At 71.3% G+C, this 17,360-nt stretch carries 16 protein-coding genes and 2 pseudogenes; 8 read left to right on the top strand and 10 right to left on the bottom strand.

The window, feature by feature from the left end; all coding sequences use genetic code 11:
* Both HMPREF9056_RS04845 and HMPREF9056_RS04840 read left to right on the top strand, forming a co-directional pair.
* A partial coding sequence (locus HMPREF9056_RS04845) for a ferrous iron transporter B (protein ID WP_253269939.1) occupies positions 1-1,753 on the top strand: 1,753 nt, incomplete at its 5' end.
* A 213-nt stretch (positions 1,754-1,966) separates the two neighbouring features.
* On the top strand, positions 1,967-2,467 hold the full coding sequence (locus HMPREF9056_RS04840) for an NUDIX domain-containing protein (protein WP_009403370.1): 501 nt from the start codon (positions 1,967-1,969) through the stop codon (positions 2,465-2,467).
* 162 nt (positions 2,468-2,629) lie between these two features.
* Here HMPREF9056_RS04840 and HMPREF9056_RS04835 read toward each other — a convergent pair whose 3' ends face one another.
* Together HMPREF9056_RS04835 and HMPREF9056_RS04830 are read right to left on the bottom strand one after the other, a co-directional pair.
* A complete protein-coding gene (locus HMPREF9056_RS04835) occupies positions 2,630-3,142 on the bottom strand; it encodes a VOC family protein (protein WP_009403369.1) in 513 nt (170 codons plus the stop codon).
* Between the two features lie 281 nt (positions 3,143-3,423).
* Complete coding sequence (locus tag HMPREF9056_RS04830; RefSeq protein WP_009403368.1) at positions 3,424-4,068, bottom strand: isochorismatase family protein; 645 nt, start codon at positions 4,066-4,068, stop codon at positions 3,424-3,426.
* 169 nt (positions 4,069-4,237) lie between these two features.
* Here HMPREF9056_RS04830 and HMPREF9056_RS14625 point away from each other — a divergent pair, with 169 nt between their 5' ends.
* Both HMPREF9056_RS14625 and HMPREF9056_RS14620 read left to right on the top strand, forming a co-directional pair.
* Entirely contained in the window at positions 4,238-4,717 is a 480-nt protein-coding gene (locus tag HMPREF9056_RS14625) for a conserved domain protein (protein ID WP_009403367.1), read from the top strand.
* The gene (locus HMPREF9056_RS14620) at positions 4,714-5,316 is read left to right on the top strand and encodes a helix-turn-helix domain-containing protein (protein ID WP_009403366.1); all 603 of its coding nucleotides are present in this window, start codon (positions 4,714-4,716) and stop codon (positions 5,314-5,316) included. The genes HMPREF9056_RS14625 and HMPREF9056_RS14620 overlap by 4 nt, the downstream gene beginning before the upstream one ends.
* Before the next feature lie 89 nt (positions 5,317-5,405).
* Here the strand turns inward: HMPREF9056_RS14620 and HMPREF9056_RS04820 are convergent, their stop codons facing one another.
* Positions 5,406-6,719, bottom strand: coding sequence for an alpha-amylase family protein (locus HMPREF9056_RS04820; RefSeq protein ID WP_009403365.1), 1,314 nt, complete (start codon positions 6,717-6,719; stop codon positions 5,406-5,408).
* A gap of 38 nt (positions 6,720-6,757) precedes the next feature.
* On the opposite strand from HMPREF9056_RS04820, the gene HMPREF9056_RS04815 reads away from it, so the two are divergent.
* Entirely contained in the window at positions 6,758-7,372 is a 615-nt protein-coding gene (locus HMPREF9056_RS04815) for a TetR/AcrR family transcriptional regulator (RefSeq protein ID WP_034513862.1), read from the top strand.
* A 108-nt stretch (positions 7,373-7,480) separates the two neighbouring features.
* Here HMPREF9056_RS04815 and HMPREF9056_RS04810 read toward each other — a convergent pair whose 3' ends face one another.
* The 7 genes and pseudogenes from HMPREF9056_RS04810 to HMPREF9056_RS04780 form a co-directional block, all read right to left on the bottom strand.
* Positions 7,481-7,978: a Dps family protein gene (locus HMPREF9056_RS04810; protein ID WP_009403363.1), complete on the bottom strand. Its 498-nt coding sequence runs from the start codon at positions 7,976-7,978 to the stop codon at positions 7,481-7,483.
* A 185-nt stretch (positions 7,979-8,163) separates the two neighbouring features.
* Positions 8,164-8,868: a hypothetical protein gene (locus HMPREF9056_RS04805; protein ID WP_034513860.1), complete on the bottom strand. Its 705-nt coding sequence runs from the start codon at positions 8,866-8,868 to the stop codon at positions 8,164-8,166.
* 307 nt (positions 8,869-9,175) lie between these two features.
* A pseudogene (locus HMPREF9056_RS14975) lies at positions 9,176-9,340 on the bottom strand (PIN domain-containing protein); the annotation flags it as partial.
* Positions 9,337-9,564 carry a hypothetical protein gene (locus HMPREF9056_RS04795; RefSeq protein WP_253269938.1) on the bottom strand — a complete coding sequence of 76 codons (228 nt, stop codon included), beginning with the start codon at positions 9,562-9,564 and terminating at the stop codon, positions 9,337-9,339. The gene HMPREF9056_RS04795 and the pseudogene HMPREF9056_RS14975, both read right to left, overlap by 4 nt.
* 78 nt (positions 9,565-9,642) lie before the next feature.
* Complete coding sequence (hemQ, locus tag HMPREF9056_RS04790; protein ID WP_009403358.1) at positions 9,643-10,461, bottom strand: hydrogen peroxide-dependent heme synthase; 819 nt, start codon at positions 10,459-10,461, stop codon at positions 9,643-9,645.
* Between the two features lie 83 nt (positions 10,462-10,544).
* Entirely contained in the window at positions 10,545-11,978 is a 1,434-nt protein-coding gene (locus tag HMPREF9056_RS04785; RefSeq protein WP_009403357.1) for a ferrochelatase, read from the bottom strand.
* Positions 11,971-13,563 (bottom strand): glutamyl-tRNA reductase, encoded by a 1,593-nt coding sequence (locus tag HMPREF9056_RS04780; protein ID WP_009403356.1) that lies wholly within the window; start codon positions 13,561-13,563, stop codon positions 11,971-11,973. Before HMPREF9056_RS04780 ends, HMPREF9056_RS04785 begins: the two co-directional genes overlap by 8 nt.
* Positions 13,564-13,754: 191 nt before the next feature.
* Between HMPREF9056_RS04780 and HMPREF9056_RS04775 the strand changes: the two genes are divergently transcribed.
* The 3 genes and pseudogenes from HMPREF9056_RS04775 to HMPREF9056_RS04765 all read left to right on the top strand — a co-directional run.
* Entirely contained in the window at positions 13,755-15,170 is a 1,416-nt protein-coding gene (locus HMPREF9056_RS04775; protein WP_253269937.1) for a uroporphyrinogen decarboxylase, read from the top strand.
* Entirely contained in the window at positions 15,167-16,786 is a 1,620-nt protein-coding gene (locus tag HMPREF9056_RS04770) for an NAD(P)/FAD-dependent oxidoreductase (RefSeq protein ID WP_034513879.1), read from the top strand. The genes HMPREF9056_RS04775 and HMPREF9056_RS04770 overlap by 4 nt, the downstream gene beginning before the upstream one ends.
* Positions 16,787-16,918: 132 nt before the next feature.
* Positions 16,919-17,360: pseudogene (locus HMPREF9056_RS04765) on the top strand (hydroxymethylbilane synthase); the annotation flags it as partial.

The raw sequence follows: 17,360 nt of genomic DNA, 5'->3' as shown, positions 1-17,360 counted from the left end.
CCTGGTCGTCGTCGTCGATGCCACAACGCTACGGCGAGGGATGAACTTCGTGGCGGAGGCACTCGCCCTGGACCTGCCCACCTGCCTCGTGGTCACCATGACCGATGAGCTCACGCGGCGCTTCGGACGCCTCGACGTGGCCGCCCTGGGGCAGGCTTTGGGGATCCCGGCCGTGCGGGTGGTCGGCAACCGCGGCATCGGCATGCCCGAACTGCGCGAACGCCTCACTGAGGTCGCCCACTGGCAGCGTCCGCCGCTGCCTCCGCCGTCGGCGGGCGGCGAGGTCGCCTCCTGGGCCGACTCGATCCTGGCCGCTGCCGACTACGAGGCACCCCAGCAGGATCGCGTGACGGCAGCCGTCGACCGGGTGCTCCTCCACCCGATCCTGGGCTCCCTGGTGTTCTTCGCCATCATGTACGCCTTCTTCCAGGCCATCTTCACCTGGGCCGCACCCCTCCAGGACGCCGTCGAAGGAGGATTCAGCGCGCTGGGCCAGCTGGTCCACGGGTGGTTGGACGACTCCCACCCCCTGTTGGCAGGTCTCCTGGGCGACGGTCTCATCGGGGGCGTGGGCGCGGTGCTCACCTTCATCCCTCAGATCATCATCATGTTCCTCATCATCGCCTTCCTCGAAGGCGTGGGGTACATGTCACGGGCGGCCTTCCTCATGGACAAGATCATGAGCCGAGCCGGGCTGGAGGGACGGGCCTTCGTGGCCCTCCTGTCCTCCTTCGCCTGCGCGATCCCCGGAATCATGGCCACCCGCACGCTTCCCAGCGCCAAGGACCGCGTAGCCACGATGCTGGCCGCCCCGCTCATGACCTGCTCGGCACGCCTGCCCGTCTACGTCCTGCTCACCTCCCTCACGGTGCCCGGTGACGCCAAGATCGGGCCTCTGGGAGCACGCGGCACCGTCATGTTCGCCCTCTACCTGCTGGGAGCCGTCTCCGCGATGGCGGCCGCCTGGGCGGTCAAGCGCCTCACCGACCGCGGCGGGGTGCTCCTGCCCTTCTACATGGAGATGCCGCCCTATCGGCTGCCACGGCCACGCGCCGTGGCACTCATGGTGTGGGACGCCTGCAAGGGCTTCGTGAAGAAGGCCGGCACCGTCATCACCCTGACCACGCTCGTCCTATGGGTGCTGCTCAATATGCCGATGCGCTCCGACGAGCAGTTCGATGCCTACTGCACCGCCAACGCCGAGTGTGCGGCCGTCTCGACGGCGGTGGAGGACCCGGCCTCGTCCACCGTCAAGGGTGACGACGGCCAGACCGTCACCGACCCCGAGGAGCTCGACAAGCTGCTGGACGCCCAGAAGACCTCCTACACGATGGACAACTCCTGGGGCGCGGCGATCGGCAAGACGGTTCAGCCGGTGTTCGAGCCGCTGGGCTTCGACTGGCGCATCAACGTAGCGATCCTGTCCTCGCTGGCCGCGCGCGAGACCTTCGTGGCCACACTCGGCCAGATCGCCGCCGCCGAGGACCCCGAGCAGCCCAGCGCGCACCTGGCCACCATGACCTACCAGCAGGACACGCTGACCAACAAGACCGGGGACCAGCTGTTCAACCCAGCCACGATCGCGGCGATCCTCGTGTTCTTCGTCTACGCCCTCCAGTGCATGTCCACGGCCGCAGCGATGCGCCGCGAGACCGGGACCTGGAAGTGGCCGGTCATCGCCTACAGCTACATGTTCGTCACCGCCTGGGTGATGGCGGCAGTCGCAAGGTTCATCGTCGCCATGCTCGTGTAGGCGAGCAGGCGGGGCGCATCGAACTGGCAGGGACGGGCCGCGCCGAGCTGAGCGGGGATGCGCCCCACCCACCCACTTCGACAGAATCTTCATAGACGACGCGAAACCGTGTCGTCTATGAAGATTCTGTTGTGCTGGGGTTGCGTTGAGTACGTGCAGGCACCTGGTGACTGCCGGCCTCCTCGGTGGTGAGTGATCGTCTAGGCTCACGGTATGGCGACTCCTGAGTTCATCGTCTCCCTGCGACAGAAGATCGGGCACGACATGCTGTGGCTGCCGGGGGTGAGCATCGTCGTCGTCGATGAGGCGGACCGGATCCTCCTGGGGCGGCGCGCCGACAACGGACGATGGGCGGTCGTCTCCGGCATCCCCGAGCCCGGCGAGCAGCCCGCAGTGGCGATCCGGCGCGAGTGCCTGGAGGAGACCGGAGTGGACGTGGAGGTGCTGGCGCTCACGAGCGTGACCGCGGGGGATCCCTTCGCCTTCCCCAACGGGGACAACTGCGTGTTCATGGACATCAACTTCGTGGGGCGGGCACGGGCCGGCACCGCGGCCGGCGCCCATGTGGCCGACGACGAGTCCACGCACGTGGGCTGGTTCGAGCCGGACGCACTGCCTCAGCCACTGCTGAAGTCGACACCCGGACGCATCGAGGCTGCGCTGGCATGGCTGGCCGACCCGACGTCGGGTGCCCGATTCCACCCCGCCTCCTGACGCCGCCCGCCACCCAGACGGGGACATCCTGCGCGGTCGGGTGCGCCCCGCTCCGGCCGGCTGCGGTCTGCGCGCGGGGACTGGATTTCTGTCCCCGCACGCGCAGACTGCACCCGACGGCGTCGAATGCCCCTGGCCGCAAGAGAGGCGAGGCAGCTGGGGTCAGACCTCGGGAACCTCGATGCCGATGCGCCGGAGGTCCTCGGCCTGCTCACCGTGCGGGTCCAGGGGCCTGGCGGCAGTGAGGACGACGCGCACGCCCTCGGGGGTGATGACCTCGACCTCGCAGGAGTTCCACGGCGTGATGCGCGGACCGGTGACGCTGCCCGGCCGGCGCTGCTCGCAGGCCGCGGCGATCTCGTCGACCTGGGACAGGACGCAGGAGAAGCTGACGCTCATCGAGGGGCCGGCGGCTGGGGTGGGCTCCTGCGGCGTCGGCACCAGGAGGACGTCCTGGAAGGCCCAGCGGCGCAGGTGCACCAGCTGGCCGGGAATGCTGAACAGAGTGATGAAGCCCAGCGCCTCCGTCCAGAAGTCGACCGAGGCGTCCAGGTCCGACGTCGGAACGGTCACGAACATCGGCATGCCGTAGATGCCGCGGAAGGGCTCGGGCGGTTGGGCGTCCTCACTGGGCGCGGGGACAGGGCTCATCTCGAATGCGTTGAAAGTACTCATGCGGACAGCCTCGTCCCTCACGTTACGTGAGGGTCAAGATCGACGTACACGCATCCGCAGGGACAAAGGCGGCGGCCCGGAAGATGAGCGAAATCCTCAACGCTGTCGCTCGCCTTGTCCGGGCCGTTGGCGTCCTTGTGGATGCCCTCAGCAAGTGGATCGGCTACAACCGAACTCTTGCCGAGGGAGTCATCCGGCTGCAACCGGGTGGCTCCCCATCATTGCGACAGAGCCACCTGACATGTCCACAGCCGACCCATCACTCTCCAACTGGGACCACATCAGAATGGAGCCATCGCGGAGGCGACGAGATTGCTGCGCGGCAGCGGCCCGCCACGGCCGAGCGCCCGGCACCAGTCATCAGTGGCGGCCACCGCCGCCCAGTTGGAGTGCAGCAGCGCCATCAGGGTGGCGTGGACCGTGCGCGCATCCGCCTCTCCGGCGCAGTTGCGCAGGTTGATGGCGCCGACGGCGTCGGAGAGCACCTCCGTCTTCAGGCCGATCGTCTCACCCCAGGCCGCTGAGGCCAGGACACAGTTGTTCGCCATGAATCCGGCGAGCGTCACGGTGTCAACGTCCTGCTCGTGCAGCCATGCGGCGAGGTCTGTTCCCGCGTAGATCGACCCGCGGCGCTTGACGACGCACTTCCACTGCGAGGTCCGCCGGCGCTCAACGCACGGGCATAGCTCGAAGCCCTTCCCGCCGGGGGTGAAGATCGCGCCGCCGGGCGGACCGGCGTGCTGCACGCAGACCACCGGGAGTCCGGCGTTCTCGGCGGCATCGAGTGCCCTCTCGATCCGCTTCAGGCAGTCGCTCAGGCTCGGGTAGCGGATGCGCAGCGGCAGGTGGGTGTACTCGTTCTGCACGTCGACGAGGACAAGCGCCCGGCGAGGGGCGGTTCGGATCAGTTCATCGCGATCAGTCACGGTGTCTCCATAGGTGTGCGCCTTGGCGCGGCGGTTGCGTGGTGACAACCAGGATGTGCGGCCGGACCGACGCCCACCAGCGGCACGTACGCTGTTCACCGATGATTTCACGCCAATCTGCTCCGGTGCACCGATGCGGCGCAGGGCAGGACGCGTCCAGGGAGGCCTCATGCACATCGCCGTCTACGCCTTCGACGGCATCACCATGTTCCATCTGTCGATCCCCCAGATGGTCTTCGGGACCGTGAGACGGCTGGGGCTGGCGGACTGGCAGGTCTCACTGTTCACCACTGCCTCCGAGACGGCCGCACCCGCGGAGGGCGCCACGGGTCCCGAGGCCGCCGTGAGCACCGGGACTCCCACACCACCGACGCACCGGGAGGATCCGGCGCCCGTGCCCTCCTTGCCGCCCACCCGCTCCATCCGCACCTCGGAGGGCTATGTCCTCAGCGGCCTCAGCGGTCCGGAGCCGGCGGGGGAGGCCGACGTCGTCGTGGTACCGGCGTGGTTCGCCGACGGGCGCGCTGCGGGAAGGGAGCTGTGCTCACTGCTGGATGAGGCGCATGCCGGGGCGCGAGCGTCGTCGGCCTGTGCCTGGGGGCGATCCCGCTGGCTGAGGCCGGCCTCATCGGTGAGCGCCGGGCGGTGACGCACTGGCGGGCCTTCGAGCCACTGGCGCGTGAGCACCCGGAGATCGCTCTGGACGAGTCGGTCCTGTACATCGACCACGGCGACATCCTGACCTCGGCTGGTGCGGCGTCGGGCCTGGACGCATGTCTCCACCTGGTGCGTGCGCGGCTGGGGGCGCGGGCCGCCAACGAGGTCGCGCGCCAGCTCGTCATCGCGCCGCATCGCGAGGGCGGACAAGCCCAGTACATCGAGCGGCCAGTGCCACGGCGCGCCGACGACCCGATCGGCCGCACGGTGGCCTGGGCGCTGGAGCACCTGAGCGAGCCGCTGTCGGTGGAGCGGCTGGCGAGGACGGCGCAGATGAGCACCCGCTCCTTCATCCGGGCCTTCAGCGAGGCGACCGGGACCGCGCCGGCGACCTGGATACGCGCCCAGCGGGTGCGCGAGGCACAGCGGCTCCTGGAGAGCACGGACCTGGCGATCGAACAGGTTGCCTCGGCCTGCGGCTTCGGTAGCACGGTTACCCTGCGGCAGGCCTTCACCCGGGCGCTCACTACGACGCCGTCGGCCTACCGACGCCGGTTCCGCACCGCTCCCCCCGACCCCGCCGACGTCTGAGGCCGCACCGGCCGGAGACATACCGCGCGTACGGGAACAGAAGATCCGTCCCCGTACGCGTCGATGGCACCGGCCGGCGTGAGAGGTCGTCACTCCGCGGGCGGCTCGACGACGAGCGGCTCCTCTCCTGGCGCACGCACCTCGGCGCGCGGTGCCGGCTCCAGGCTGAGGCTCACGTGCAGCCGCTGCCCCTCCTCGCCGACGGCGTCGTAGGACAGCCGCGGGTTGTCCAGCTCGGTGACCTCGGTGCGGGCACGCACGAGCCAGGGGTGGCGGCGCCGCAGCCCGATGAGGTCCTGATGGAGCCGCAGCATCCAGGCACCCTGCGGCGCAAGCCCGGAGGGCGCGGCCGGCAGGGCGGGGCGGACCTCGTCGTCGCCACCGAGGGTCTCGGTCTTGACGCCGCGGAAGGCCTGCTCGTCCCCGTAGTAGACGCTGGGCACGCCGCCCACGGTCATGAGCAGGGCGACAGCGAGCGCCGCCCCACCGGCTCCGGCCTTGCTGGCGACCCGGGTGACGTCGTGGTTGCCGACGAAGGTGGCCGGGATGAAGCTCTCCAGCAGCTCGTTATGGCGCTTGAGACACCAGTCGAGCTCGTAGAAGTTGACGTCGGCCAGCGAGCTCCAGGTCGCCTTCCACAGCTCGTACTGGGTGACGGTGTCCACGGTGGAGGCCTCCACGAAGCCGGTGTAGTCGCCGTGGATGACCTCACCCATGAACCAGGCGTCGGGGTGGCGCTCGCGCACGACCGGCAGGACGCCGGCCCAGAAGGCGGGGTCGACGGCATAGGCGGCGTCCAGGCGCCAGGCGCTCGCACCGCGGTCGAGCCAGTGGGTGAGGACCCGCACGGCCAGGTCGCGCACCTCGGCGGAGTCGTGGTTGAGGGCGGCCAGCGACTCGTGCCCCTCGAAGGTGGCGTAGCCGGGGCCGGTCCGTCCGCCTCCCGCTCCGGCTGCCGCGTCGTCGAAGCGGAAGAGGCCGCGCTCCTCTCCCCCGGCGCGGGCGGCCCGGAACAGGGGGTGCTCGGTGCCGACGTGCCCGAGGACGCCGTCGAGCATGAGGGACAGGCCTCGGGCGCGGCAGGCCTCGGCGAGGCGGTCGAAGGCGGCGTCATCGCCCAGGCGGGGGTCGATGCGCAGGTGGTCGGTGGTGTCGTAGCCGTGGGTGGATGAAGCGAAGATCGGCCCGAGCGACAGGCCGTTGGCGCCGAGCTCGACGGCGTAGTCGAGCCAGGGCGTCAGGCGGTCCAGGCGCGGTGCGGCGTCGGGCTCGGTCAGAAGTGCACCCGGCTCGGGGCGGATAGGGGCACCGGTGGCGCCGAGGGGGTAGACCTGCCACCAGATGGCGTGATCAACCCAGGCGGGTGTTGCGGGACGGCTTATTCCAGTTGACTCACTAGTCATGTCTCCAAGAGTGCCGTGGCACCCGATAGCATGTCAAGGTGCCGTCCCGTACCGACAAGCGCCCACGCCTGCGCATGGACCCCACCGAGCGCCGCGAGCTCATCCTGACTGCGGCGAGCCGCGCCTTCGCGAGCCGCCCGTACGAGGAGGTCTCCCTGGCCGCGATCGCCGATGAGGCCCACGCCTCCGAGGCCCTGGTGCACAAGTACTTCGTCAGCAAGGCCGGCATCTACGCCCAGGTCCTTCAGCGCGCCACCGACGAGCTCGCCGAGCGCACCCGACAGGCCGACGACGCCCTGCCGCCGGACTCCTCGGCGCGCGACCGCGTGCGCACCTCGATCCTGACCTACCTGGACTTCATCGCGGAGCGCTCCCCCGGCTGGATGGCCTACCAGATCCTGGCCGGGCACGAGCCGGGCGAGGCGGCCCAGGTGCGCCAGGCGGCCCGCGAGGCGGCGGTGGCAGCACTGTCCGACGTCGTCGGCGGCGGCCGGGGACACCGAGACGACTTCGCCTTCTGGGGCTACCTGGGCTTCCTCGACGACGCCTGCCTGCGCTGGGTGCGCGCCGGCTGCCCGGCCGAGCAGCGGCACAGCCTGGTCGACGCCGCACTCGGTTGCCTGGAGGGGGCACTCGGCGACTGGCGGGCCTGAGGGGCGCGAGAGCCGGCCGAGACAGGACGAGGACAAGAACGTGGGGTCCACCTCGTCAGGAGGTGGACCCCACGTGATGGAGTCAGCGCGTCGGCGCGAGCCTCGGGCTCAGCGCACGGGCTTGCGGACCTCGGAGGAGAGGAACCAGGCCTGCTGCTCGAGCTTGCCGATGAGGTCCTCGACGATGCCGGAGGAGGTCGGGTCCTCGGAGTCGACGTCCTCGTCCACGCCGCGCAGGGTGGCGACGACGGCCTCGATGGCGGAGACGATGTAGGCCACGCCCTCGCCGGTGAGGATCTCGCCCTCAGGGGCGGCCGGAACGGTGGTGGCAGCGGCGATGGTGGCCGGGCGGCCGTCAGGGACGGCGTTGATGGCGCGCATACGCTCGGCGACCTCGTCGGAGCCCTCGCGGGCGATGTCGACGACGTCGTCCAGGTTGAGGTGGATGTCGCGGAAGTTCGGGCCGACGACGTTCCAGTGGATCTGCTTGCCGACGAGCTCGAGGGCAATGAGGTCGGTCAGGACGCGCTGGAGGTTGTCGCTCAGGGCGGCGGAGGCGGTGAAGGAAAGGTTGATGGACGGGGTGGTCATGGTGTCTGCGTTCATGGCTATTACCTTACTACTTCACCAACCCTTGTGGGTGTTACTTATGATTCACAGGCAAGCCAAGCCTCACTTGGAACCCCGGCTCACCTGCACGGACGCGCTTCTCGGGTAGGCCGACGGCCCATGGATACCACCGCGAGCCGACTGAGTTGAGAACTTCGCTCACCTTCCGGGCCGTTTCCTTGTCAGCCGACCGAGCAGGAGTTCGGCTCGCCGGTCTCCTCTTCCTCCGAGGCCAACCAGCGCCCGTTGCTGCCGGGCACCATCGTGTTCCTCGCGGGGATCTGGGCCTGGATGCTCGGCTCGGTGACGTCCTTGCCCTGCGTGTCCACATAGGTCACCTTCGTCATGTCCACGCAGTAGGAGACGGTGGCACTCTGACCGTCAGCACTCATGGCGACCTCGGAGACCGCCACTCTCACCGGGGTCCTGGCCTTCTCACCCTTGCTCTTCATGCCGGCGGCATCATTGGTGAGCTGCTGCTGAAGGTTGCCGGTGGCGACGGTGGACAGCTGGCCCGTGTCCTGACCACCGCTGACCCACAGTCTCCAGGACATCTGGTCGTAGGCCACGAAGTCCTTGAGGATCTCGACCTGACTGACGTCCAGGCCGGCGGGGATGGTGGTGACGGTGTAGCCGAGCTTGGGGTCGGACAGGGAGGCCGCCGTGACGGGGCCGGCGCTGCCCGACGCCGTGGCGACGCCCGAGGGCACCGACGTCGAGCTTCTAGCAGTGCCCGATCCACTCGCGACATCCTTGCCACCGGGCTTGGAACTGTGCGGCGAGCAGCCGGTCAGGGCGAGCGCGCCGGTCAGCAGCAGGCAGCCCAGCACGGCAGCCCGACGTCGAGCTCCAGATCGGTCCGCGAGACGAGTCTCGGCACGTGCCACAGGGGCTCCTCCCAGTCAGCCGGATTCAACCCGGCGGAAACCAACCCGTCGACAGTACCGCGAAGATCACGAGCACGCTCGACGTTCGTCGCCGGAAGCCCGCCTTTCGGCTCCACCGACGATGGAAGGATGCGCACGCACCGGACCCCCTCCACCGACAGGGGCATGTCACGCGTACGGGTGCAGGACTCCCACCCCCGTACGCGCGAACAGCCCCCGGCCGCGGAAGAACGTTCTCCGACGGCGTCGAACGTCCCCAACGACGTCAGCCAGGAACGGCCGGTTACCACAGGACCTTCAAGCCGGACAACTTCCCAATACGATGCTTGGTGTGCAGCTCCCACGCGCTGGCAGCAGAGACCACCAGGAGGTTCCCGCGGTCTCGCAGCACCTCAGCAGCCCGGTCACCTAAGCGTGACGGTTCATTGATCGCCCATATGAGTGCGTGCGTGTCGAGCAGGTAGCCGTTCACGCACCCTCCCAGACGCTCAGCTCCTCCTCAGGCAGGTCGTCGAAGAATGTGTCCGGCAACTGATAGCCGCCGAAGCCCAGCTCCCGCTCACCCGTCCCGACCGGAACCAGCCGCGCCACCGTCTGACGTCCTCGGGCGATATTGATGGTCGCCCCTGCTCGACTTCCACCAGCAGCGCCGACAGATGCGTCTTCGCCTCCTGAACCTTCACCGTCCTCATACATCGATGCTCCCGGGGAGAGACGACATGGTCAACCAGGTTGGTCAGGTTGCGGCGTCGAACATCGTGGTCGGTGGGGAGGTCAGGCCCAGGGCTGGCGCTCGGCCCACTGCTGAGGGCTGACGCGGCGCCCGGTGTAGAAGGGCGTGTCCACGCGCACGTGCATGCGCGCGTCCGTGTAGCGCTGGTGGTGCAGCACCCCCTCGAGGCGGTCGAGGGTGTCGGCCTCGAAGCCGAGGATCCACTCGTAGTCGCTCAGACCGAAGGTCGACAGGGTCGAGCCCTTGACGTCGGGGTACTTGGAGAAGCCGTGGCGACCGTGCTGGGCCATCATGCGCGAGCGCTCCTCGGGGTCGAGCAGGTACCACTCGTAGGAGCGCACGAACGGGTAGACCATGACCCAGTCCCGCGGCGCCACCCCGGCCAGGCAGGCCGGCACGTGGCGGGGGTTGAACTCGGCGGGCGTGTGCAGCCCCATGCAGGACCACACCGGTTCCAGGTAGCGGCCCAGCGCGCTGCCGCGCAGGCGGTGGTAGGCGTCCTGGAGGACCTCGGGGTCGTCGTCGAGCCACCACACGAGCAGGTCGGCATCGGCACGCAGGCCTCCGACGTCGTACCAACCGCGCGTCGTCACGCCGCCGGCCTCGGTGAAGTCGGCGCTCTCCCCCAGGAGCTGCTCGCGCTCGGGCTGAGAGGCGGGCAGCGGACGGGTCAGGCGGAAGACGGCGTAGAGGGTGTAGTGGTACTGATTGTTGATGGCCTCGAGGTCGACGTCGGTGGCGTCGCGCGGGTCGCGATGGGGGCGGCGCTCCTCGTCCTCGAAGCGGTGCAGGCCACCCTCGCCGGGGTGGCCGCCGTGGCCACCCCGGGCGCTGTGCTGGCTGTGGGTGTCGGTGCTCATTTCTTCTCCTTCGTCCTTGCGGAGCTGCTGGGCTTGAGGCTATCGGGGTCGACGATGGTCAGCGGGTGCTGGTCGGTATCCGGTCACGGCCTGCTCATGGCCGGTTGGTGCCCGGCGGCGTGCTCGCCGGTCGCATCGTCGGCCCCGTGGTGACCGGGGTGGCGGGCGCCGGAGCGGCAGCAGGAGGGCGGACAGACGGTGTGGAAGGGGCCGACGCCGGTGGTCGAGGCGGGGTGGACGTCCTCACCGCGGGCGACGCCGGCCCGCTCGATGAGGATGTCGATGAGGGAGTCGACAAAGGCCGGGTGGGTGCCGACAGTGGCGGCGCGCGCATACGGCATCCCCAGGTCGCGGGCGGTCTGGGCGGCCTCGGTGTCGAGGTCGAAGACGACCTCCATGTGGTCGGAGATGAAGCCGAAGGGGGCCACGACGACGCCCCCAGGTCGCCCTACCGGACCCCCATCAGTCAGGTGGCCGGCAGCCAGGGCCTCAAGGTGGTCGTTGACGTCAGGCTCGAGCCAGCGGGCCTGGGGTGGGCCGGAGCGCGAGCAGTAGACGAGGTCCGCCTCCACCGTCTCCAGCCCGAGGCGGCGGGCAATCTCGGGCACGAGCGCCTCGACGAGCGCCTCGTGCTGAGCGACGTAGGAGACCTCTGTAGACAGGTCGGCGGCGACACCGGGCTCGCGCTGCCCGGAGGGCTGTCCCGCATTGACCGGCTCCGGGGAGTCGTCGGGGCCCGGGGCGGAGCCGGCCTCCATGCCCAGGGGGATGGAGTGGGTGACGAGGACGAGGCGCACGTCGGCGGCGGACACCCCTTGTTCGGCGAGCCTGCCGTAGGCCTCGACGATGGCGTCGACGTTGGCCTGCAGCAGCCCGGAGGTGTTGTAGTAGGGGCGCGTCTTGTCCACGGTGAGGTCAACGGGACCGCCGCCGTCCCCGCCGACCCGGGCGGCGGCGTCGGCCTCGAATCCGTCACCGGTGGCCCCGTCCGCACCGGCGGCGAGCAGGGCGACGGCCCCGGCCAGGTCCTCGCGGTACTGGCGGCACCCTGAGTAGGACCCGAAGGCCGCGGTGGGCAGGGCCAGGATGTGGCGGGCTCCGGCGTCGGCCAGCTCGCGCAGGGCCTGACTGACGAAGGGGTGCCAGTTGCGGTTGCCGACGACGATCGGCAGCGATGAGCCGCGCTCGGCCAGACGGGCCTGGAGGGCGTCGCGCAGCTCGGCGTTGCGCGCATTGATCGGGGAGGCCCCGCCGAAGCCCTGGTAGTGGCCGGATACCTCCAGGAGACGCGAGTCGGGCACACCGCGGCCGGCGGTGGCGTTGCGCATGAAGGGCAGGACGTCCTCACTGCGGCGCGGGCCGCCGTAGGACAGCAGGAGGACGGCGTCGTAGGGGGCCAGCGGGTCCGCCGCGGGAACACTCACGGGCAGGTCGGCGGGAACGGCCTCCGGGACGCCGGACCGGCCTGCGGCGAGGCCACCAGCGGACGGCGGGAAGGTCTGGCCGGTCTCAGTCATGTGTTCCTCCTACAGAATCCGGGCCGAGAACGAGCTCGAGCGCCTGCCGGTAGGCCTCCTCGCGGCCCTCCTGACCGGCGCGGCGGGCCATGACGGTGGGCTGGTGGAGGAGACGAGCCGCCAGGTGGTGCAGGGCGCGCTCGGCCTGGGCCAGGGTGATGACCGGTTCGTCCACAGAGTCGGCGAGGGTCTGAGGGACGGCCTCTGAGGCGGTCTCGGGAGCGGTCACCGCGATGGCGGTGGCGCTGACGGCCCCGGGCGCGCCATTCGCACGGACTACCCCGCCACCGGTGACCACACGGACGTCGGCCCGCCCGTCCACCGAGGGCACGGTCGAGGCCGGCAGCCGGGACTGCAGCGGCCGCAGACGCTCGATCTCCTCCGTGACGACCTTGCCGACGTGCGATCTCAGGGCGGTGATGAGCGGATCCATGCTGCGCCCGGCCAGGGCGCGTTCGAAGTCGTCGGCCTCGGCGTCGACGATGACGCGGGCGGCGTCGACCTGTTGGGCCTCGGCGTCGGGGACGGCGTCGCGTACGCCGGGAAGGTCGAGGTGGACGACGCCGGTCAGGGTGCGGACGGCCTCGTCGACGTCGCGGGTCAGGGCCAGGTCGAGGATGACCAGGGGACGGCCGGCGCTCCCGGTCGAGCGGAGCCGGCCGGCGGCGATGGGGGCGACGACGTCGGCCGTCAGCACCGGCCCGCCCACCCCGCGGCAGGTGACGACGAGGTCGGCCCGGTCCACGGCCTCGGCCAGGGAGCCCGCGGGCACGGCCCGCAGGTCGTGGCCGGCGGCGAAGGCCTGGGCGCGGTTGGAGGCGGAGTAGACGGCGATGTCGTCCAGGCCCCGTGCGCGCAGGGCCGCGACGGTGGCGCCGGCATAGGAGCCGGTTCCGATGATGAGGGCACGGCACTCACTCAGAGGTGGCAGATGGGCGGCCGCCTGCTCGACGCCGATGGCGACGACACTGCGCCCCGAGCCGGACAGGGCGGTCTCGTGAGCGACGCGACGGGAGGTGGCCGAGGCGCGCTCGATGACCCGCACGAGCTCGGGGCTGAGTGTGCCCTCGGCTGCGGCGGTCTCAGCGGCGCGGCGGACCTGGCCGGCGATCTGGACCTCGCCGACCACCATCGAGCTCAGGCCCGCGGCGATGGCGAGCATCTCGCGGCGGGCGGCCGCGCCGGACAGGTGGGTCAGGTGGAGGCCGCCCGGCGTCAGGCCCGCGCGCTCGGCGAGGAAGGCGGAGACGGCCCCACCCAGATCCGACGGCGCAGCATCGGTGGGTTCAGTTGGTAAGGCGCAGGCGGCGGAGCCATGCGCAGTGGAACCGCGGGAGGTCGGGCCATGACCGTGGGCGGCGGAGCCCGGCAGCGGGTGGAGGGCTGCCGGGCAGCCGGTGTCGGCCCAGGAGTCGGCGTCGATCAGGAGGGCCAGGCGATTGCAGGTGGACAGGACGACGACCCCGCGCAGCGCGGGGACCGCCTCCAGGAGATCCGGCCCCAGCCCCGGGGCGACCGCTCCCAGCCGGGCAACGACGTCGAGGCCCGGCAGTCGGTGGTCGGCGGAGAGGAGATGAGTAGTCACAGCGAGCGCTATTGAAACATCACTGCAGCGTGCGGGCACAATAGCGGCGCGGCGACGCACTTCCAACGTCGAGACAATGCGTCATCATCATATTTCTGACACCTTGTCAGCACCCGATCAACGCCCCGGCACGTCGCGCCACAATGCGAAATAAACCCCCTCTGACCACTGCTAACAGGAGGCAGGCGAATATGTCTCACATTCAGTTCCCCTATCGCAGGGAAAGCACGCGGCGTCAGCATTCCTCACCCGACAACAGCGATTTCGTCACCGGCACTTCACGCAATTCAATGGGGCGCGAGCAGGCGGGGGTCGAGCCGGACTCGACCGGCGCCGCGGCCGGGGCGAGCCGGGGCGACGGCGTCGGAACCGCCACGACCCCTGCGATCCTGGAGGCGTTGGCGGGTCGGCGCCCGGAGCGCACCCCGGTGTGGTTCATGCGTCAGGCGGGCCGGTCCCTGCCGGAGTACCGCGCACTGCGGGAGCGCGCCGGCATCCCGATGCTGGAGGCCTGCCTGGATCCGGAGCTCGCGGCCGAAGCGACCCTGCAGCCGGTGCGGCGCCACGGCGTCGACGCGGCCGTCTTCTTCTCCGACATCATGGTGCCGCTGCGCCTGGCGGGCGTGAGGGTACGGATCGAGGAGGGCGTGGGTCCGGTGCTGGACGCCCCGGTGCGCAGCGGCCGTGAGGTGACCGAGCTGGTCGCCCATCGCTTCGGGGACGGCCCTGGTCCGGAGACCACAGCGGGCACGGCAGGCACGGCCGGCGCTGAGGGGGTGGCGGCGATCGAGGAGGCGGTGCGCCGCGTCGTCGTCGAGCTGGGCAGCCCGCAGGCGCCGGGGGTGCGCGAGGGGCTGAGCGAGCGAGCGCGGGCCGGGCTGGAGCACAGCGCCGGAGCGACGGGATGGACGCCGGTGCTCGCCTTCGGCGGGGCGCCCTTCACGTTGGCGGCCTACCTCGTGGAGGGCCGGCCCAGCCGCGACCACCTGGCGGCGCGCACGCTCATGCGCGCCGACCCCGGCTCCTGGGACCGGCTCATGACGTGGTGCGCACGCCTGACCGGTGAGTTCATCGCCACGCAGGTGCGCGCCGGGGCCGCCGCGGCCCAGCTCTTCGACTCCTGGGCGGGCTCACTGTCGCCGCGCGCCTACCGCGAGCGCGTGGCGCCCTACTCGGCGCTCGCTCTGGATGCCGCCCGTCAGGCCGTCTCCCCCACCACGGGGGAGGTGCCGCCCCTCATCCACTTCGGCACCGGCACCGCCCGGCTGCTGGGGCTCATGCGTCAGGCGGGGGCCGACGCCATCGGTGTCGATGAGCGCATCGAGCTGGGCGAGGCCATTGAGGCGCTGGCCCAGGCCGATCCGCAGGCGGGAGCCTGTCCCGTCCAGGGCAACCTCGACCCAGCGCTGCTGGCGGCGCCGTGGTCGCTGGTTGCCGAGGAGGTCGACGCGCTTCTGGCCGCCGGGCGCGCCGCGCCGGGGCACGTGGTCAACCTGGGGCACGGGGTGCCGCCGGACACCGAGGCGGACGTGCTCACGCGGATCGTGGCACGGGTGCACGGCTCAGTCGACTGGGAGGCCGTGGCGCTGGCCGGGTGGCAGGCGTGAGCGGGCAGGACGTCGGGGGGCAGCGGTGGGACGCGCTCGTCGTCGGCGGTGGGATCGCCGGGCTGACGGCGGCCTGGGACCTGGTGCGCGCCGGGCTGCGACCGCTGCTCATTGAGGCGCGCGGCTACACCGGCGGGCTCGTCGCGGCCGGGCGGATCGGTGGGGCGCGGATGGACCTGGGGGCCGAGGGCTTCGTGGTGCGTGGACAGGCGGCCACCTCGATGCTGGCCGAGCTCGGTCTGCACGCCACCGGGCCGCACGGCCGCCCCCGGCTCTTTCTTCCGCCGCTCACGCCGGGCGACGGCGACGGGCCGTCCGGCTGGGCCCTGCACCGGTTTCCCGACGACGCCTACCTGGGGATCCCGGCGAACCCGCTGGCGCCCGACGTCGTGGGCATCATCGGGGAGGCGGCCGCACGCCGGGCCGCGCAGGACGCCGAGCTGCCCGGGACCGTGGGCACCGGCCTCGACGACCCGGCGGACCTGGCCTCCTTCATCACCGCGCGGATGGGGGCCGGCGTCCTGAACCGTCTCGTGCGCCCGATCGTCGCCGGCATCCACTCGGCGGGCCCCGAGGACCTGGCCGCGGACGTCGTCGTGCCCGGGCTGCGGCGGGCCACCGCGGAGCTGGGCTCGCTCGGAGCGGCTGCGACGGCGGTGCTGGAGCAGCGTCGGGCCCGCCGGGACGGGGCCGGTGGGCGAAGCGTGGATGCCGCCGTCGAGGGCGGGTTGTTCCGGCTCACCGACGCGTTGCGCGAGGCGATTGAGGCCGGCGGCGGAAGCGTGCGCACCCGGATCGGCGCCCAGTGGCTCCGGCCGGCCGGCGGCGAGCACGGGCGTGATTCCGCCACCTGGAGGGTGGGGATCGCGCCGACGCGACGAGGGCCGACGCCGTCGGACGAGCCGGTGCCGGATGGCGCGGAGGAGGTCGTGGTGACCGACCGCGTCATCCTGGCCTGCTCGGCGGGCGCCGCGCTGCGGCTGCTGCGGGGCGTCCCCGGCCTGCCCGCGAGCGCGACGGACCTGAGTGTGCCGGTGGGGGCGCCGATCGCGCGCTTCACGCTGGTGGTGCGCGCCCCCGAGCTGGGCGGGGAACCGGTGGGCTCGGGCCTGCTCGTGGCACCGACAGGGCCCACCGGTTCCGCCGGCACCATGGCGTCGGATGGGACGGATCCCGGCGGGACGCCCCCGAGCATGATGCCCTGCCCGGCCCGGGCCAAGGCGCTGTCCCACCTGAGCACCAAGTGGCCGTGGGTCGGCGCCGAGCTGCGGGCGCTGCACGGACCCGACGTCCACGCACTGCGCCTGTCATACGGCCGGCCGGGTCGGCCGCGCCCGGAGGTGGACCTGTCGGTGGCGCTGGACGACGTGGCCGCTCTGACGGGGGTGCGGATCGAGCCGGAGGCGGTGATCGATCACATGCTGGTGCGCTGGGACGGGACGCTGCCGCCAGTGACGCCCGCCTACCGGGAGCGCACGACACACCTGGAGGAGCAGCTGGCACCGGTGTCGGGGCTGGAGGTCACCGGGGCCTGGGTGGCGGGGACCGGGATCGCGGCCGTCGTCGGGCACGCCCGCACCGCGGCCGGGCGCCTGGTGGGTCCGCATGGCGAATGAGGAGACCAGCCAGGGCCGGTGTCCTCGTCGCGTTCGTATATTAGACCGCGGGTTCGTACCTCCGAGGTACGAGGACGGGCCGTCACGTACGAACGCGGCGACTGAGAACGGCGTATCGAGGAGGAGATGGGCATGGGCACCGATGAGGGGCGAGAGCGGCGTCTTCGGCTGGGCACACGCGGCTCGCGCCTGGCGCTGACCCAGTCCGGGCAGGTCGCCGACGCACTGCGCCAGGCCGCCGCGGCAGGCGCCCGCGCACCGGGCTGCGACAACCTGGAGCTCGACCTGGTCACGGTGCGCACGGACGGCGACGGCGACCGTACGCCCCTGCGACAGCTCGGCGGGGTGGGGGTCTTCGCGGCCCGGCTGCGCCACGCGCTCCTGGATGGCGAGGTGGACCTGGTGGTCCACTCCTTCAAGGACCTGCCCACGCAGCCGGTCGAGGGCCTGGAGGTCATCTGCGTGCCGCCGCGCGAGGACCCGCACGACGCCCTGTGCGCCCGCGACGGCCTGACCCTGGCCACCCTGCCCGACGGCGCCCGTGTGGGCACCGGCTCGCCGCGCCGGGCCGCCC

The organism is Actinomyces sp. oral taxon 170 str. F0386, from assembly GCF_000195595.1.
Classification (GTDB): domain Bacteria; phylum Actinomycetota; class Actinomycetes; order Actinomycetales; family Actinomycetaceae; genus Actinomyces.
This window is presented reverse-complemented; position numbering and strand designations above follow the sequence as displayed.

What these genes read in the sequence shown, in the direction of transcription:
- HMPREF9056_RS04840 (WP_009403370.1), top strand. Translation starts at nt 1,967, where the DNA reads ATGGCGACTCCTGAGTTCATCGTCTCCCTGCGACAGAAGATCGGGCAC.
- HMPREF9056_RS04835 (WP_009403369.1), bottom strand. Translation starts at nt 3,142, where the DNA reads ATGAGTACTTTCAACGCATTCGAGATGAGCCCTGTCCCCGCGCCCAGT.
- HMPREF9056_RS14625 (WP_009403367.1), top strand. Translation starts at nt 4,238, where the DNA reads ATGCACATCGCCGTCTACGCCTTCGACGGCATCACCATGTTCCATCTG.
- HMPREF9056_RS04820 (WP_009403365.1), bottom strand. Translation starts at nt 6,719, where the DNA reads ATGACTAGTGAGTCAACTGGAATAAGCCGTCCCGCAACACCCGCCTGG.
- HMPREF9056_RS04810 (WP_009403363.1), bottom strand. Translation starts at nt 7,978, where the DNA reads ATGAACGCAGACACCATGACCACCCCGTCCATCAACCTTTCCTTCACC.
- HMPREF9056_RS04795 (WP_253269938.1), bottom strand. Translation starts at nt 9,564, where the DNA reads ATGTATGAGGACGGTGAAGGTTCAGGAGGCGAAGACGCATCTGTCGGC.
- hemQ (WP_009403358.1), bottom strand. Translation starts at nt 10,461, where the DNA reads ATGAGCACCGACACCCACAGCCAGCACAGCGCCCGGGGTGGCCACGGC.
- HMPREF9056_RS04785 (WP_009403357.1), bottom strand. Translation starts at nt 11,978, where the DNA reads ATGACTGAGACCGGCCAGACCTTCCCGCCGTCCGCTGGTGGCCTCGCC.
- HMPREF9056_RS04775 (WP_253269937.1), top strand. Translation starts at nt 13,755, where the DNA reads ATGTCTCACATTCAGTTCCCCTATCGCAGGGAAAGCACGCGGCGTCAG.